Raw genomic sequence first — 16884 nt, forward strand, 5'->3', positions numbered from 1 at the left:
ACATCGCCATGTGTGGAATCGTCGCCGCCGTCGCGCAGCGTGACATCGCGCCCATCCTGATCGCCGGTCTCAAGGCCCTGGAGTACCGGGGCTACGACTCGGCCGGCATGGCCATCGCCGATGGCGGCGAGATCCGTCGCGTGCGGGCCAAGGGCAAGGTCCGCGAGATGGAAGCGCTCTACGACGCCGATCCGGTGCCGGGCGGCACCGGCATCGCCCACACCCGCTGGGCGACCCATGGCGTGCCCAGCGAGGCGAACGCGCACCCACATGTGCAGGGCCGCATCGCCATCGTCCACAACGGCATCATCGAAAACCACGCTTCCTTGCGCGACGCGCTGAAGGCCAAGGGACGCACCTTCCATTCGGAAACCGATACCGAGGTGATGGGCGCCGTCATCGATGAGCATGTCCAGGCCGGCAAGTCGTTGCGCGAGACGGTGACCGCCGCCGTGCGCGAATTGGAAGGCGCCTATGCCATCGCCGTGATGAGCCTTGACGAGCCCGAGCGCATTGTCGGTGCGCGGCGCGGTTGTCCGCTTCTGGTCGGCATCGGTATCGGCGAGCACTTCCTCGGTTCCGACGCCCAGGCGCTCATCAAGGTGACCAACCGGATGATGTACCTGGAAGAAGACGACATCGTCGAGATCACCCGTAACGGTGTCGAGGTGTTCGATATCCATGGCACCCCGGTCGATCGTGCGGCCCACGAAAGCGAGATCAGCGCCGACTCCGTCGAGCGCGGCGAGTATCGCCACTACATGCAGAAGGAAATCTTCGAGCAGCCGCGCGCCGTTGCGGACACGCTGGAAGGGCGCATCGGTCCCCATGGCGTGCTGCCGAACATCTTCGGTATCGACGCCGATCCGATCCTGGACAAGACTCGTGGCATCCATATCGTGGCCTGCGGCACGAGCTATCACGCAGGCATGGTCGCCAAATACTGGATCGAGGAGCTTGCCCGGATTCCGGTCGTGGTCGAAGTGGCCAGCGAATATCGCTATCGCGAGGTGGTGGTCCCGGAAAACACGCTATTTGTAGCGGTATCGCAATCGGGCGAAACGGCCGACACGCTGGCGGCCATGCGTGAGTCGCGTCGTCGCGGTTACCTCGCGACCTTCGCGATCTGCAACGTGCCCGAATCCTCGGTGGTGCGTGAATCCGACCTTCGTCTCATGACGCGGGCGGGTCCGGAAATCGGTGTGGCGTCGACCAAGGCTTTCACGACCCAGCTTGCCGCTTTCGCGCTGCTGGCGCTGGATCTTGGTCGTCGTCGTGGTCTTGATCATGCGAAGTACCTGGAGCACTGCCAGGAGCTCCAGTCGCTCCCGCGCTACATCGAGAACGCCCTGAAGAGCGAACCGCAGATCCTGGCCATCGCCGACCACTTCATCAGCAAGGCGCATGCCCTGTTCCTTGGGCGTGGCGCGCAGTATCCGGTGGCCTTGGAAGGTTCCCTCAAGTTGAAGGAAATCTCCTATATCCATGCCGAGGCCTATCCGGCGGGTGAGCTCAAGCATGGCCCCTTGGCGCTGGTGGACGAGAACATGCCGATCGTCGCGGTGGCGCCGAATGGTCCGTTGCTCGACAAGCTGAAGTCGAATCTCCAGGAGGTTCGTGCGCGCGGCGGTGAGCTCATTGTGTTCGCCGACGAGCGGGCAGAGATGGACGATGGCACGCAGCATGTCGCCATGGTTCGCGTGGACGGCGGTGGCGACCTCATCGCACCTGCCGTTTTCACCATCCCGCTTCAGTTGCTGGCGTACCACGTTGCCGTGCAGCGCGGCACGGATGTCGATCAGCCGCGCAACCTCGCGAAGTCGGTGACGGTGGAATAAGTGAGGGCCGCGGAGCGCGTTCAGCGCTCCGCGGCATCCAGCACCCGGTCGAGTTCATCGCGCCAGTCGGGCATCTGAAAATCGAAGGTGCTCGTGAAGCGATGGGAATCGAGCACCGAATAGGGGGGGCGCCGCGCTGGCGTCGGATAGACGCTCGTAGCGACGCGTTCGACGCGAGGCATCGCGGTAAGCAGGTTTCTCCGTGCGGCTCCTTCCATGATGGCGCTGGCAAACCCATGCCATGTGGTTTGGTTGCCGCAAACGAGGTGGTAAACGCCACTGGCGTCGGCCTTGCCGTGCATTTCGTTTTCCGCGACGCGACGCGTCGCCCGTGCGATGAACGAGGCGCTGGTGGGGCATCCGAACTGGTCATCCACCACGCGCAAGTGATCGCGTTCGCCGGCAAGGCGCAACATGGTGGTCAGGAAATTGCGTCCACGCAGGCTGTAAACCCAGGCGGTCCGCAGGATGACATGGTCCGCACCACTGGAAGCGAGGGCCTGCTCGCCGGCCAGTTTGCTCCGGCCGTAGGCATTGAGGGGAGCCACCGGATCGCTTTCGCGATAGGGCCTGCGGGATTGGCCATCGAAAACGTAGTCGGTCGAGTAGTGGATCACTCTCCCGCCCCAGCCTGCGGCGAGGCGACCCAGTAGCCCGGGAAGCTCACCGTTCACCTGCGTCGCCGTCGCCTCGTCCGTTTCGGCGGCATCGACGGCGGTATAAGCCGCCGCGTTCACGATGAGCGATGGACGGTGTGCCTGGAGCAGGGCGGTCACCTCCCCGGGCAGGGAGAGATCGCATGCGAGATCGTCGCCCCGTCCCTGTCGGGTCACGGCTCGGAGGGGCCCGAGCGACGCGAGCTCGGTCCTCAGATGCCAGCCAAGCTGTCCGTCGGCGCCGAGTAGCAGGATCGTCATGGTTGCCAGATGGGCAGGCGGTCGGGCGGCAGTTCCGCAAGGAGCGGGGCGCCCCGATCCTTTGCCGAAAGTTCCGGCGCGGACACCGGCCAGTCGATGGCGAAGGTGGCGTCATTCCAGCGAATGGCGACATCTGCCGAATGGTCGTAGAGGGTGGTGCACTGGTAGGAAAAGGTCGCCATCTCGGACATGACGCAGAATCCGTGTGCATAGCCCGGCGGAATCCAGAGGTGACGCCTGTTCGCGGCGGATAGCATCACGGCGACATGCCGGCCAAGGGTCGGCGAGCCGGCCCTGATGTCTACGGCGACGTCGTAGACCTCGCCTTCGGATACGCTGACGAGCTTGCCTTGCGGATTCGGCCACTGGTAGTGGAGGCCACGAAGCACCCCGCGCCGGGAGCGCGAGACATTGGTCTGAACGAAGCTTGCGTGGATGCCATGCGCAGCGAATTTTGCCTGGTGGAAGCTTTCGTAGAAATAGCCGCGATCGTCACCGTGGACGGTGGGTTCGACGATGACGATATCGGGCAGATCGGTGGGTATGAATTTCATGTGGAGGAAGATGCTTGGGCAAGGCGCAGGAGGTATTGACCGTAGCCGACCTTGGACAACGGTGCGGCGAGGCGGAGCAACTGCTCACGGTCGATCCAGCCATGATCGAAGGCGATTTCCTCGGGACAGCAGACCTTCAGGCCCTGACGGTTCTCGATGGTCTGGATGAAGTTACCGGCTTCCATGAGCGATTCGTGGGTGCCCGTGTCGAGCCACGCGTGGCCACGACCCAACTGTTCCAGGTGCAATTGCCCCATGCCGAGGTAGCGTCGGTTGAGGTCGGTGATTTCCAGTTCGCCGCGTGCTGAGGGTGACAGTTCGGCGGCATAGGACGGCGCGTGGCCGTCATAGAAGTAGAGGCCGGTCACGGCATAGTTCGAACGTGGAACGGCGGGCTTTTCCTCGATGTCCACGACTTTTCCGTTCGCATCGAAGCTGGCTACACCGTAGCGCTGGGGGTCGCGCACCCAGTAGCCGAAGACAGTGGAGCCCAAGGCGCGCGCATCGGCATGGCGCATGCGCTCGGTAAGGCCCTCGCCGTAAAAGATGTTGTCACCCAGTACCAGGCAGCTCGGCGCGCCGTCGAGAAAATCCCTGCCGATGATGAAGGCCTGGGCCAGGCCATCGGGCGATGGCTGCACGGCGTAGGTGATGTGGATGCCCCACTGCGATCCATCGCCGAGCAGGCGCTGGAACATCGGCTGCTCATGGGGGGTGTTGATGACCAGGATGTCCCGGATGCCCGCCAGCATGAGCGTGCCCAGCGGGTAGTAGATCATCGGCTTGTCGTAGACGGGCAAAAGCTGCTTGCTGATGCCCTGCGTGATGGGATACAGCCGGGTCCCCGAACCGCCTGCGAGGATGATGCCCTTGCGTTGCTTCATTGACCCAGTCGCTCCAGTCGGTAACTGCCGTCGAGGATGCCGTTTACCCAGGATTGGTTGTCCAGGTACCAGTCGACGGTACGGGCCAGTCCGCCCGTGAAGTCGTGGCGAGGTGCCCAACCCAGTTCGCGACGAGCCTTGCCGGCGTCGATGGCGTAGCGCCGGTCGTGTCCGGGGCGGTCGCGGACGAAGCGGATCAGGGTCTCGCGCGGCGTGTTCGTGGGAACCCGTTCGTCGATGAGCGCGCACAGCGTACGGACCACATCGATGTTGCTGCGTTCGCTGTCGCCACCGACGCAGTAGGTCTCGCCGGGTATGCCCCTGGCAAGGGCGTGCTCGATGGCCTCGCAGTGATCCTCGACGAACAGCCAGTCGCGAACGTTCTGGCCGTCGCCATACACCGGCAGTTCCTCGCCGGCGAGGGCCTTCTGGATCACGAGTGGGATGAGCTTCTCGGGAAACTGATAAGGGCCGTAGTTGTTCGAGCAGTTCGTGGTGACCGTCGGCAGCCCATAGGTATGGTGAAAGGCACGCACGAGGTGGTCGGACGCGGCCTTGGATGCCGAATAGGGCGAGTTGGGCGCGTAGGGCGTGGTTTCCGAGAACCGGCCTTCGGCGCCGAGCGATCCGTAGACTTCGTCGGTGGACACGTGCAGGAAGCGAAACGTCGTGGCTGCCTTACCTTCCAGGGTGCGCCAGTAGTCGCGGGCCTCCTCGAGCAGGCCCAGGGTGCCGCTGACGTTGGTCTGTATGAATGCGGCCGGCCCGTCGATGGAGCGATCCACGTGGGATTCGGCGGCAAAATTCACTACGGCGTCGGGTCGATGGCTGTCGAACAGGCCGCGCAAGGTATCGCGGTCACCGATATCGCCATGCACGAAGACGTGCTGCCGATGTCCGGCCACGGGCGCCAGGGTGGCCAAGTTCCCGGCGTAGGTCAGCTTATCGAGATTGATGACGCGTTGACCTGCGGCAATCGCCCGAAGGACGAAGTTGCCGCCAATGAATCCGGCTCCGCCGGTAACCAGTAATGTCGACATGATGGGCCTTGGCATGCCCGGTGCCTCTGGAGGCCGCGGGCGATCCGTTCATTATGGGCCAAGAGCCTCGGGCACCGTACATGTGTGCGGAAGAGCATTATGAACAGCATTTTCAGTCGCCGGAGCCGGAAATGACGCAAGGCGCTAATATGGGCGCTTTATCGCCGAATCCTTCTTGGGTCGGTGGACCTAATTAAAGGTAAATCAATGACTTCCAAGAAAGCTGCGCGAGTCATGGGTCTCGGTACCCGAGCCATTCACGCGGGCCAGCATCCCGATCCTTCGACGGGGGCCATCATGACCCCGATTTATGCCACGTCGACGTATGTGCAGGCCAGTCCCGGCAAGCACAAGGGGTACGAGTACTCGCGCACGCAAAATCCGACGCGCATGGCCTACGAGCGTTGCGTCGCCGATCTGGAAGGCGGCGTGGCGGGCTTTGCGTTCGGTTCTGGCCTGGCAGGCGCCGCCACGGTGTTGGACATGCTGGAGACCGGCAGCCACGTCATCGCCATGGACGACCTCTACGGCGGTACCTATCGGCTGTTCGAGCGGGTGCGCCGACAGTCGGCAGGGCTGGATTTCTCCTTCGTCGATCTGAATGACACCGCGGCCCTCAAGGCCGCGTTGAAGCCGAACACGCGGATGATCTGGGCCGAGACGCCCACCAACCCGATGCTCAAGCTGGTGGATCTGGCGAAGCTGTCGGCGTTTGCGAAGAAGCATGGCCTGATCCTGGTGGTGGACAACACCTTCTGCTCGCCGATGCTCCAGCGCCCGATCGAATTCGGCGCGGATCTCGTGCTGCATTCGGCCACCAAGTACCTCAACGGCCATTCCGATATGGTCGGTGGCATCGTCGTGGCCGCGAATGCCGACATGGCCGAGCGCATGGCATTTCTGCAGAATTCCGTGGGTGCCGTCGCCGGCCCGTTCGACTCGTTCCTGGCCATGCGCGGCCTGAAGACCCTGCACCTGCGCATGAAGGCCCACTGCGAGTCGGCGCTGGACATCGCGCGCTGGCTCGAGAAGCACTCGGCCATCGAGCGGGTGATCTACCCGGGCCTGAAGTCCCACCCCCAGCACGCCCTGGCTCGCCGACAGATGGACGGTTTTGGCGGCATCATTTCCGCCGAAGTGAAGGGCGGCATTCGTGCTGCTCGCAAGATGCTCGAGCGCTGCGAGATCTTCGCTCTCGCGGAATCCCTGGGCGGTGTCGAAAGCCTGATCGAACACCCGGGGATCATGACGCATGCGTCGATCCCTCCCGCTACGCGCAAACGTCTGGGCATCAGCGACGGGCTGATCCGTCTGTCGGTGGGCGTGGAGGATATCGAGGACTTGAGGACGGAACTCACTCATGCGCTTGCTCGCTGATCTCCCGGTTATGGACGGCATGGTCCTGCCGGGAGGACAGGCATGAACGAATTGCTGCGTTCTGTATGGCGATACCGCCATTTCATCCTGTCGTCGGTGAAGAACGACCTCAAGGCACGCTTTGCCCGGAGCCGGTTGGGTGCGGCATGGATGGTCCTGCAGCCGCTGGCCCAGGTAGCGATCTACTCGCTGGTGCTGTCCCGCGTCATGGGCGCCAAACTGCCTGGCATCACCAATCAGTACGCCTATTCCATCTACCTGATGTCGGGCATGCTGGCGTGGTCGTTGTTTGTCGAAGTCGTGCAGCGGTCGCTCACCCTGTTCGTGGACAACGGCAACCTGATGAAGAAGATATTCTTCCCGCGTGCCTGTTTGCCGTTCATCGCCATAGGGTCGGCCTTGGTCAGCAACGCTTTGCTCTTCGTGGCGACCGTGGCCATTTTCGCCCTGGTCGGTCATTTTCCGTCGTCCGGCCTGTTGTGGCTGCCGCTGCTCGTGGCGGTTAACGTGGCTTTTTCACTGGGCCTCGGTTTATTGCTGGGCGTGATCAACGTATTTGTTCGCGACGTCGGCCAAGTCATGGCCGTGGTGCTGCAGCTGTGGTTCTGGATTACGCCCATCGTCTATATGCCCAGCATCCTCCCTCATGGGTTCGGCCAAATCATCGCGGCGAATCCGATGTATTACATCGTGGGCGGCTTCCAGGACGTCATGCTCTTCGACCGCACGCCCGATCTGGTGGCGCTCGGCTGGACGGCCCTGGGCTCGTTGGTGCTGTTGGCCCTGGCGTTCATGATGTTCCGCAAGGCCGCTCCTGAGATGGTCGACGTTCTATGATCGATGCCGTTCTTGAAGTTAAGTCGCTCGGCAAGGCCTTTCGCGACTACGGTAGCGAATTAAAGCGTTTCGCCTCCTGGTTCGGCGCCCACGTAACACCGAAGGCAGAGCATTGGGTCATCCGGGACATCTCGTTTTCGGTGGGCCGCGGTGAAGCTATCGGCATCGTCGGCCAGAACGGCGCGGGCAAGAGCACCCTGCTGAAACTGATCACTCGCACGCTCATGCCCAGCGAGGGCACGGTATCGGTGCATGGGCGTATCGCGGCCATTCTCGAACTTGGCATGGGATTCAGCCCGGATCTCACCGGTCGTCAGAATGTGTACCACGCCGCCGGACTCATGGGGTTCACCCGCGAGCAGATCGATCGGGCGATGCCCGAGATCGAGGCGTTCGCGGAAATCGGCGATTACTTCGACGAGTACGTTCGCACGTATTCCAGCGGCATGCAGATGCGCGTGGCGTTCAGTGTGGCTACGGCATTTCGTCCCGATATCCTGATCGTCGACGAGGCGTTGTCGGTGGGCGACGCCTATTTCCAGCATAAATGTTTCAAGCGCATCAAGGAATTTCGTGAGCAGGGCACGAGTCTGATGATCGTGTCCCACGACAGCGGCGCGATCCAGAACATGTGCGATCGCGCCATTCTCCTGCAGTCCGGTCGTGTCTTGAAGGACGGTGATCCGGTCGAGGTCATGGATGCCTATAACGCGCTCATCGCCGAGCGCGAAAACAGCACGATGAAGGTCGAACGCCTGGAATCCGGGCAGTTGCAGACGACCAGCGGCACGCTTGAGGCGGTTGTGGAGTCGATCCGCATCCATTCGGAAAGCGGCGAGCCCATCGAATTCATCGACGTGGGGCAGCCCGTCGAATTGCATATCGATGTACGACTCCATGCGGATATCCCGAGGCTGGTCATGGGGTATCTGATCAAGGATCGGCTCGGACAATCCATATTCGGAACCAATACGCACCATACGAAGCAAGTTGTTGAAAACGCGCGGGCCGGGCAGGCGGTCCGATATGTCGCGCGATTCCCCATGAACCTCGGTCCCGGTACGTACTCGATCTCGACGGCACTCGTCAGTACCGATACGCACCTGGTGGACAATTACGAATGGCGTGATCTGGCCCTGATCTTTACCGTGGCCAATCACTCCCATCCGCATTTCGTGGGTAACGCGTGGCTGCCACCCCATATCGATGTGACGCCCTGCCCATGACATTCGTGAGTTACGCCCAGAATTTCGAAGATGTGATGCTTCGACGTGCCCTCGGGCACGTCGAGCACGGTTTCTATGTGGACGTGGGTGCGCAGCACCCGGTCAAGGATTCCGTGACCAAGGCTTTTTCGCTGCGTGGTTGGCGAGGCATCAATATCGAACCGGTGAAGCACTGGTTCGACATGCTCGCCGCCGATCGGCCGCACGATATCAACCTCAACCTGGCGGTTGCCGAGTCCGAGGGTGTCCTCGACCTGTTCGAAGTCGAGGGCACCGGCCTGTCCACAACCGACCCGGCGTTTGCGGAGCGACATCGAAGTGAAGGGCGCGAGGTCATCGCCCATAGCGTTCCCACGATGACTCTCGACCACATCTTCGACGAGTACCGCGTCGGCGAGGTGCACTTCCTCAAGGTCGACTGCGAGGGTGCGGAGCGCACCGCGCTGGCATCCTGCTCCCTTGCAACGGTTCGCCCCTGGATCGTCGTCGTGGAAGCGACCCTGCCCAACAGCCAGGTCAGCGTACATGAGCAGTGGGAGTCGCTACTGGTGGATCGTGGCTACATTCACGCCTACAACGACGGTCTGAATCGATACTACGTTGCCGAAGAACGACGTGAGTTGCTTCCGTCCTTCGCATTGCCACCCAATGTCTTCGACGACTTCGTGCGCGTCGAGGATGGCCAGGCGCACGATGGACTGAACGAGGCGCACGTAAGACTCCGGGCCGCCCTCGTCGACGCGGCGGAGGCACGTAGTACTTCCGCGTCGTTGGCCCAGCACCTGAATCACCTCGATGCGCAGCATGGGCAGTGGCGAGAGACCGAGCATGCCGAACGGGTGGCCGTCACCCAGGAACGCGATGCGCTGGCGGCCTCTCTCGCGGACACGGAATCGCGCCTGCGCCAAGCGGAACAAAGCCGCGCGGAAGCTTACCGACGTGCCGCTTCGTCCTCATCCGCGACGGAGAATGAGCAGGTCGATGAACTGCTGCGCCGGCAACACGAGCTGATCAGGACGACGGAAGCGCTGAGGGTCGCCTGCGAAGAGCGCGACCGCCATATCGCGTCGCTGATTTCCAGCACCTCGTGGCGCATCACGGCTCCCATGCGCTGGGTGCGGATCGTCATCGGCCGTGCCGTGAGAATCCTCTGGTCCGTGGCCCGCCCTTCCGTGGCGCGGATCGCGCGTGCCTTGCGACCGGCTGCCCGGAAGGCGCTTGATATTCCCGTCGTGCGATCGGCGGCACGCGTACTTGTCCATCCGGACTCGCGCATCGGACGCCGTGTCCGGATATTCCTGTTTCCGCAATCGGTGGCGAACCCGGTCGCCGTGCCATTGGCGCCTTCGGAAGAAGCCGCCGCCGTGGAAAAAATGTTGCGTCGAGCCATCAACCGGCAACGTCGGTAAGTGCTTATCGTCCTTGGAGGTATATGCGAGTTGTAGTCGATCTGCAGGCATGTCAGTCCCCGGATGGTCGCATCCGGGGTGTGGGGCGTTATTGCCTTTCCCTGACCACCGCGCTGGCTCGCCAGAGCCGGGACCACGAGTTGTGGATCGCGGTAAACGGGGCCATGCCGGAATCGGTCGGCAACATCCGCGATATGTTCACGGGGATCGTGCCTCCCGAGCGGATCGTCGCCTGGGAAGGACTGTCGCCGACGGCATCGATGTATGCGGAGAACCACGAACGCTCGCGGGTGGCCGAACGTTTGAGGGAGGCCTTCCTCGAATCGCTTCAGGCGGACGTCGTCCTGACCGCGAGCATGGTCGATGGGTTTGTCGACTCCGTCGTCACCTCGGTGGCGGAGCGCTCCGGTGCGCTGCAGGTCGCGATCCTGTTCGACCTCATACCGCTATTGCTTCCCGATACCTATCTCGTGAAGGAAGGACAGTCGGCATGGTACATGCGCAAGGTCGATCATCTGCGTCGCTGCGATCTCCTCCTGGCGATTTCCGAATCGGCGCGCGGAGAAGCGATTCGCATGTTGGACACCAATCCGGACGATGTGGTGAACATCTCGGCCGCCGTAGGATCCGATTTCCGCAAGTCGCCGGTTCCCGTCACCACGTCCGCCGTGGGGCATAAATACGGCATCGGAAAATCGTTTGCCATGTATGCGGGTGGCTTCGATCCGCGAAAGAACCTGGTGGCGTTGGTGAAGGCCTATGCCGCACTTCCGTCCGCCGTTCGCGCCGGCCATCAGCTCGTGATGGTAGGCAATATCGATACGGTCGAGTTCGACGAATTGGTCAGGGTGCGCGACGCGGTGGGTCTGTCGGCCGACGAACTGGTGTTCACGGGGTTCGTGTCGGATGCGGAACTGGTGCGTCTTTACAATGCCTGTTCGCTCTATGTCTTTCCGTCCACCCATGAAGGATTCGGCCTTCCGGCACTCGAGGCCATGGCCTGTGGAGCGGTAGTCATCGGTTCCTCCACGACCAGTCTTCCGGAAGTCATTGGCGTCGAGGAAGCTCTTTTCGATCCCAGGGACATCTCGGCGATCACGGCGAAGGTGCTGCAGGGTCTCACCGACGAGCCGTTCCGGGAGCGCATGCGCGAACATGCATCCGTCCAGGCCACGCGTTTTTCCTGGGAGGCATCGGCGGAAAAAGCCTGGGACGCCATGGAAGACGCGATACGACATCGATCCCGTGCACCGGAGCAGGAGCTTCCGACACGAAGCGCATCGGTGGTGGCGCTCCTTGCCGAATCACCGGTGGATCCGGCTTGCGTCGCTCAGGCGCTGGGCTATGTTCCTGGACGCGTCGAGCTGTTCTGCAAATCGCGCTCCTCCGGAGCTTCCGATGGTGTACGTGGCGCCGCGCTGGCCGCCTTCCATGCCGCCGCCTTCGACGATGTCGTCGTGCATCTTTCAGACTCCTTGGACGGTGCGGACCTGCTGGCCATGGTCCGAGACGTTCCCGCCACGCTTGTGCTGGCCTCCGATCGTGTCTCACAGGTCTTCAAGGCCCTGGCTTCCGCTGAGCCGGCTCTTCTGGCGTCGATGCTCTACCGATGGGGTGGGTATCGTGCCTTGGACGTTCTCGCCGCGGCGGATACCTCAGGGTTTGTCGATATTCCCTCGGAGGTGCTGGGGTATGGCGATGTCGCATGGTCCCTGGCCGTGTCCGGCGTAACCCGCTCGACGGGGACGCTGGTCGCCGACGTGGTGTCGTTGCCAGGGGTGTCGCGCTGGTCGCCCGAGGAAGTGACCCGACTGGCCATGGCGATCGCAGCCAACGAAGCGCCACGGTGCCACCTGCGCACGCTCTATGTCGACATATCCCACCTGGTGACGGAGGATGCGAAAACGGGCATCCAGCGCGTCGTCAGGCATATCGTCGCCGAGCTGCTCGCCACTCCGCCGGAAGGTTATCGGGTGGAGCCGATCTACATTCAACCGGATGGCGTGTTCCGCTACGCGCGTTCGTATTGCGTGCAGCGATTCCATCCGGATATCAGGTTGCCTGAGGATGCGCCGGTCCAGTTCAGACCGGGCGACGTATTCGTTGGGCTGGATCTCGCCGCTCACCTGGTGCCCTATCTCAGGGATACCTACGTGCGGATGCGCAGCCGTGGCGTCGATATTCATTTCGTCGTTTACGACCTGCTGCCGCTGCTCCGCCCTGATTGCTTCGATCAAGCGGGGTTGCCGACGTTTCGCCTTTGGTATGAAGCCATCGCGGAGCTATCCGATGGCATCATCTGCATTTCGAGGACAGTCGCTGAGGAGTTCCGGCATTGGCTGCCCCAGGCCATGCCCGTGCGCGGCCGGCCATTGCGGATCGGCTGGTTCCATCTCGGTGCGGACCTCGTGCCGACCGCATCGCAGGAAGATGTCGATGGCGTGCTGCCTTTCGATCTTGGCGGCAAGCCCACCTTCCTCATGGTGGGAACCATCGAACCTCGCAAAGGGCACGCGCAGACCGTGGAGGCTTTCGAAGCGCTCTGGGCTCGTGGGCACGAGGTCAACCTGGTCCTGATCGGCAAGCCTGGCTGGCGGGTGGACGAATTGGTCAACCGACTGCGCAAGCATGACGAGGCGGGCAGGCGGCTCTTCTGGCTCGAACGGGCCGACGACTCCCAGCTCATCGCCATGTACCAGACGGCATCCGCCCTCCTGGCGCCATCGGAGGGCGAAGGGTTCGGTCTGCCGTTGATCGAGGCGGCCCAGTACGGGCGACCGATCATCGCCCGCGACCTTCCGGTTTTCCAGGAAGTAGCGGGCGAGCATGCCCACTATTTCTCGGGCACGGACGCGGCACCGATGGCGGATGCGATCGAGCGTTGGCTGGAGCTTTTCGCCAAGGGCGCCCATCCCCAGTCCTCCGGGCTACCCTGGTTGACCTGGGCACAAAGCGCCCGCCAACTGGCAGACGTCGCCGTCGGCGGGCAATGGCACGACTCCTGGTCACCAGGGAGCGTGCGTCGTTTCGCGGCCTCCGATTACCGAGCCGAGGCCACGGTCGGTTCTTTGGCCAGGGGGCGGCGTTCCTCCAGCCAGGTGCCAGGGCTGCTCTATGGCACCCCGACGTTCGCCATGAGCGCCGGCAACTATGAAATCGTCATCATGGGAAGCAGGGAAGGGGGCGGCTCGGCGTGGGTGGACGTCGAGGCCCATGGCGGAGCCTGGCGAATGGCCTCCGCCGCATTGACCGCCGGGGAGGGGCTGATCGGTCGCGTCGCCGTCGGGGTTCACGAGGACGTACGCGACCTTCGAATCCGGATCATGGTGGACGCAGGCGCCTCCGTTACGTTCGAAAGCGTTGAAATATCAGCGACTTGATCGGCGGCACCTACCTACGTACTGGACTTGAGTCGCTTAAAGCCGTCATGGACAATAGTGACTCAGAAAAATCAATTATTTGCAGCGACGGATACTGATGAAAACAGCATTGATCACCGGAATTTCGGGCCAGGACGGCGCCTACCTCGCGGAACTGCTCCTCGAGAAGGGCTACCGCGTCTACGGTACCTATCGGCGCACGAGCTCGGTCAACTTCTGGCGTATCGAAGAGCTGGGTATCCAGAACCATCCGAACCTCGAGCTGGTCGAATTCGACCTGACCGATGGCGGCTCGGCGATTCGTCTGCTGCAACAGACGGGAGCCACCGAGGTTTATAACCTCGCTGCCCAGAGCTTCGTCGGCGTGTCGTTCGATCAGCCTGCGACTACCGCGGCCATCACCGGCGTGGGGGCCCTGCATCTGCTCGAGGCCATTCGGATCGTCAACCCGAAAATCCGCTTCTACCAGGCGTCGACGTCCGAGATGTTTGGCAAGGTGCAGGCCGTTCCCCAGAAGGAAGACACGCCGTTCTATCCGCGTAGCCCGTACGGCGTGGCCAAGCTTTACGCCCACTGGATCACCGTGAACTATCGCGAGTCCTACGGCATCTTCGGTTCCAGCGGCATCCTCTTCAATCACGAATCGCCGCTGCGCGGACGTGAGTTCGTGACTCGCAAGATTACCGACGCGGTAGCCAAGATCAAGCTGGGCAAACAGGACGTGCTCGAACTGGGCAATCTGGACGCCAAGCGTGACTGGGGTTTCGCCAAGGAGTACGTCGAAGGCATGTGGCGCATGCTGCAGGCCGATGAGCCGGACACGTTCGTGCTGGCCACCAATCGGACGGAAACCGTTCGCGACTTCGTGACGCTGGCCTTCAAGGCGACCGGTATCGAAATCGAATGGAAGGGCAAGGACGAAAACGAAACCGGCACCTGCAAGCAGACCGGTAAGATCCTGGTCCGTATCAACGCCAAGTTCTATCGCCCCGCGGAAGTGGAATTGCTGATCGGCGATCCCGCGAAGGCCCACGCCAAGCTCGGCTGGAAGCCGGAAACCTCACTCGAACAGCTTTGCCAGATGATGGTCGAGGCCGATCTTCGCCGGAACGAACGTGACGCTTCGTTCTGATCATCCCCCCGGCCGCGTGCTGGTCACGGGGCAGCGGGGATTCACCGGCAAGTATGTCACCGCCGCCCTCCGGGCGGCGGGGCACGAGGTGTTCGGCCTGTCCACGCGGCCCGGCGATCCCGACGCGCCTGGCGTCGATCTCCTGGATCGCGCGGCGGTGCGTCAAGCGATCGACCAGGTGGCGCCGGATACCGTCGTCCACCTGGCCGCCATCGCTTTCGTCGCGCACGGCGACGCGGAAGAGATGTACCGCACCAACGTCGTGGGTACGCGCAATCTGCTGGAAGCATTGGCCGCTCAGGGCTCGCGACCGCGAGCTGTGCTGTTGGCCAGTAGCGCCAATATCTACGGAAACAGCGACGTCGAGTTGCTCGACGAAGCCGTCGCGGCGTCGCCGGCGAATGATTACGCGGTGAGCAAGCTCGCCATGGAGTACATGGCCCGTCTGTGGATGGATCGACTCCCCATCACGCTGGCTCGTCCGTTCAACTACACCGGTGTGGGTCAGGCCGAGAACTTCCTGCTGCCGAAGATCGTTTCGCACTTCCAGCGGCGCGAGAAAGTCATCGAGTTGGGCAATATCGATGTCGCCCGCGATTTTCAGGATGTGCGTTTCGTCGCCGACGCATACGCCAGGCTTCTGGGAGCCGATGCCGCCGGTCTTGCCGTCAACCTGTGCTCGGGCACCTCTGTGTCATTGATGCAGGTGATCGAGATGATGCAGGAGATCGCGGGTTACGAGATCGAGGTCAAGGTGAATCCGGCGTTCGTTCGCGGCAACGAGGTCGCCCGACTCACGGGAGACAATCGTCGCCTGCGCGGCCTGATCGGTCCTCTCGACATCATTCCTCTGCGTACCACCTTGGAGTGGATGTACGCGACCCCTTCGCCCGCGCGTTGACGCGCCAAGGATAGATCCATGAAGTGTTTCAAGGCCTACGACATCCGTGGTCGCGTGCCCGATGAACTGAATGCCGATATCGCCTATCGCATCGGTCGCGCTTTCGCCCGGACGGTGGATGCGGGCGATGTGGTAGTTGGCTACGATATTCGCATCGACAGCCCGACCTTCGCCGCGGAAATCGCTCGGGGCCTCGCCGACGAGGGGCGCAACGTCATCGACATCGGCCTGTGCGGAACGGAGGAGGTCTACTTTCAGACCGCCCATCGCGGCGTGGCAGGCGGCATCATGGTGACGGCCAGCCATAATCCGATCGACTACAACGGCATGAAGCTGGTTCGCGAGAACGCCCGGCCGATCAGCGGCGATTCGGGTCTGCGCGATATCGAGCGTATGGTAGAGGACAACGCGTTCGAGGCGCCGACGCTCTCGCGAGGCGAGATACGCATCGACCACGACAAGACCGCCTATATCGAGCACTTGCTGGGATATATCGACCCGACGCAACTGCGCCCCCTCAAGATCGTCGTGAACGCGGGCAACGGTGGCGCCGGTGCAGTCGTCGATCTGCTGGAGAAACATCTGCCGTTTACTTTCGTTCGGGTCAACCACGAGCCGGACGGTACCTTTCCCAACGGTATTCCCAATCCGCTTCTTCCGGAAAATCGCGACGCGACCGCAAGGGCGGTCATCGCATCGGGAGCGGACATGGGAATCGCCTGGGATGGTGATTTCGATCGTTGCTTCCTTTTCGACGCGAAAGGTGGCTTTATCGAGGGCTACTATATCGTCGGTCTGCTGGCCGCCCAGTTGCTCGAAAAGCATCCGGGTGCCCGGGTCATCCACGATCCTCGACTGACCTGGAATACGGTGGACATGGTCGCGGCGGCCGGTGGCATCGCGGTGGAAAGCAAGACCGGGCATGCCTTCATCAAGGAGCGCATGCGGGCCGAAGACGCCGTATACGGCGGCGAAATGAGCGCCCACCATTACTTCCGCGATTTTGCCTACTGCGATTCGGGAATGATTCCTTGGCTGTTGGTCGCGGAGCGAGTCGCCAGGTCGGGCGTCTCGCTGGAAGCCATGCTGGCGGCACGAATGGCTGCCTACCCCTGCAGCGGCGAGATCAATTTCCGGGTTCAGGACGCGGTGGCGACAGTGGCTCGCGTCGTCGAGCGCTATCGTCCTCAGGCGCAGACCGAAGAGAACATCGACGGTGTCAGCATGTCGTTCGGGACGTGGCGTTTCAACCTGCGCTCATCCAATACCGAACCATTGCTTCGTCTTAATGTCGAAGCGCGTGGCGATGAGGAGCTCATGCGTGCTCGTACCGCCGAACTGCGGGAACTCATCGGTGGCGAGCCTGCCTGATCCCCGATGAGGTGAAAA

General features: G+C 62.4%; 13 protein-coding genes. 9 read left to right on the forward strand and 4 right to left on the reverse strand.

Going from position 1 to position 16884, the window contains the following annotated elements; all coding sequences use genetic code 11:
- The first annotated feature begins 8 nt into the window (after positions 1-8).
- On the forward strand, positions 9-1838 hold the full coding sequence (glmS, locus tag GAK28_RS07315; RefSeq protein WP_291776650.1) for a glutamine--fructose-6-phosphate transaminase (isomerizing): 1830 nt from the start codon (positions 9-11) through the stop codon (positions 1836-1838).
- A gap of 20 nt (positions 1839-1858) precedes the next feature.
- On the opposite strand, the gene rfbD is transcribed toward glmS, so the two are convergent.
- The 4 genes from rfbD to rfbB are packed head-to-tail and all read right to left on the reverse strand — an operon-like array spanning position 1859 to position 5233.
- Complete coding sequence (gene rfbD, locus GAK28_RS07320) at positions 1859-2755, reverse strand: dTDP-4-dehydrorhamnose reductase (RefSeq protein WP_291776652.1); 897 nt, start codon at positions 2753-2755, stop codon at positions 1859-1861.
- On the reverse strand, positions 2752-3309 hold the full coding sequence (rfbC, locus tag GAK28_RS07325; RefSeq protein WP_291776653.1) for a dTDP-4-dehydrorhamnose 3,5-epimerase: 558 nt from the start codon (positions 3307-3309) through the stop codon (positions 2752-2754). Before rfbC ends, rfbD begins: the two co-directional genes overlap by 4 nt.
- Positions 3306-4193, reverse strand: a complete 888-nt coding sequence (gene rfbA, locus GAK28_RS07330; RefSeq protein WP_291776655.1) for a glucose-1-phosphate thymidylyltransferase RfbA — start codon at positions 4191-4193, stop codon at positions 3306-3308. The genes rfbC and rfbA overlap by 4 nt, the downstream gene beginning before the upstream one ends.
- Positions 4190-5233 (reverse strand): dTDP-glucose 4,6-dehydratase, encoded by a 1044-nt coding sequence (gene rfbB, locus GAK28_RS07335; protein WP_291776657.1) that lies wholly within the window; start codon positions 5231-5233, stop codon positions 4190-4192. Before rfbB ends, rfbA begins: the two co-directional genes overlap by 4 nt.
- 207 nt (positions 5234-5440) lie before the next feature.
- On the opposite strand from rfbB, the gene GAK28_RS07340 reads away from it, so the two are divergent.
- The 8 genes from GAK28_RS07340 (at position 5441) to GAK28_RS07375 (ending at position 16866) form a co-directional block, all read left to right on the forward strand.
- Positions 5441-6610, forward strand: coding sequence for a PLP-dependent aspartate aminotransferase family protein (locus tag GAK28_RS07340; protein ID WP_291776658.1), 1170 nt, complete (start codon positions 5441-5443; stop codon positions 6608-6610).
- Positions 6611-6652: 42 nt separating this feature from the next.
- On the forward strand, positions 6653-7447 hold the full coding sequence (locus GAK28_RS07345) for an ABC transporter permease (protein ID WP_291776660.1): 795 nt from the start codon (positions 6653-6655) through the stop codon (positions 7445-7447).
- Complete coding sequence (locus GAK28_RS07350) at positions 7444-8673, forward strand: ABC transporter ATP-binding protein (protein ID WP_291776662.1); 1230 nt, start codon at positions 7444-7446, stop codon at positions 8671-8673. Before GAK28_RS07345 ends, GAK28_RS07350 begins: the two co-directional genes overlap by 4 nt.
- Before the next feature lie 35 nt (positions 8674-8708).
- Positions 8709-10082, forward strand: a complete 1374-nt coding sequence (locus GAK28_RS07355) for an FkbM family methyltransferase (protein WP_291776663.1) — start codon at positions 8709-8711, stop codon at positions 10080-10082.
- 164 nt (positions 10083-10246) lie between these two features.
- Positions 10247-13462: a glycosyltransferase family 1 protein gene (locus GAK28_RS07360; protein ID WP_291776665.1), complete on the forward strand. Its 3216-nt coding sequence runs from the start codon at positions 10247-10249 to the stop codon at positions 13460-13462.
- A gap of 97 nt (positions 13463-13559) precedes the next feature.
- The gene (gene gmd, locus GAK28_RS07365) at positions 13560-14594 is read left to right on the forward strand and encodes a GDP-mannose 4,6-dehydratase (protein WP_291776667.1); all 1035 of its coding nucleotides are present in this window, start codon (positions 13560-13562) and stop codon (positions 14592-14594) included.
- Complete coding sequence (locus tag GAK28_RS07370) at positions 14578-15495, forward strand: NAD-dependent epimerase/dehydratase family protein (protein ID WP_291776669.1); 918 nt, start codon at positions 14578-14580, stop codon at positions 15493-15495. Before gmd ends, GAK28_RS07370 begins: the two co-directional genes overlap by 17 nt.
- An 18-nt stretch (positions 15496-15513) precedes the next feature.
- The gene (locus tag GAK28_RS07375) at positions 15514-16866 is read left to right on the forward strand and encodes a phosphomannomutase (RefSeq protein ID WP_291776670.1); all 1353 of its coding nucleotides are present in this window, start codon (positions 15514-15516) and stop codon (positions 16864-16866) included.
- The last annotated feature ends 18 nt before the right edge of the window (positions 16867-16884 follow it).

It is taken from the genome of Luteibacter sp. (assembly GCF_009912395.1).
Lineage (GTDB): Bacteria > Pseudomonadota > Gammaproteobacteria > Xanthomonadales > Rhodanobacteraceae > Luteibacter.

Excerpts from the sequence above, each read along its gene's own strand:
- glmS (WP_291776650.1), top strand. The coding sequence starts at position 9 with ATGTGTGGAATCGTCGCCGCCGTCGCGCAGCGTGACATCGCGCCCATC.
- rfbD (WP_291776652.1), bottom strand. The coding sequence starts at position 2,755 with ATGACGATCCTGCTACTCGGCGCCGACGGACAGCTTGGCTGGCATCTG.
- rfbC (WP_291776653.1), bottom strand. The coding sequence starts at position 3,309 with ATGAAATTCATACCCACCGATCTGCCCGATATCGTCATCGTCGAACCC.
- rfbA (WP_291776655.1), bottom strand. The coding sequence starts at position 4,193 with ATGAAGCAACGCAAGGGCATCATCCTCGCAGGCGGTTCGGGGACCCGG.
- rfbB (WP_291776657.1), bottom strand. The coding sequence starts at position 5,233 with ATGTCGACATTACTGGTTACCGGCGGAGCCGGATTCATTGGCGGCAAC.
- GAK28_RS07340 (WP_291776658.1), top strand. The coding sequence starts at position 5,441 with ATGACTTCCAAGAAAGCTGCGCGAGTCATGGGTCTCGGTACCCGAGCC.
- GAK28_RS07345 (WP_291776660.1), top strand. The coding sequence starts at position 6,653 with ATGAACGAATTGCTGCGTTCTGTATGGCGATACCGCCATTTCATCCTG.
- GAK28_RS07350 (WP_291776662.1), top strand. The coding sequence starts at position 7,444 with ATGATCGATGCCGTTCTTGAAGTTAAGTCGCTCGGCAAGGCCTTTCGC.
- GAK28_RS07355 (WP_291776663.1), top strand. The coding sequence starts at position 8,709 with ATGCTTCGACGTGCCCTCGGGCACGTCGAGCACGGTTTCTATGTGGAC.
- GAK28_RS07360 (WP_291776665.1), top strand. The coding sequence starts at position 10,247 with ATGCCGGAATCGGTCGGCAACATCCGCGATATGTTCACGGGGATCGTG.
- gmd (WP_291776667.1), top strand. The coding sequence starts at position 13,560 with ATGAAAACAGCATTGATCACCGGAATTTCGGGCCAGGACGGCGCCTAC.
- GAK28_RS07375 (WP_291776670.1), top strand. The coding sequence starts at position 15,514 with ATGAAGTGTTTCAAGGCCTACGACATCCGTGGTCGCGTGCCCGATGAA.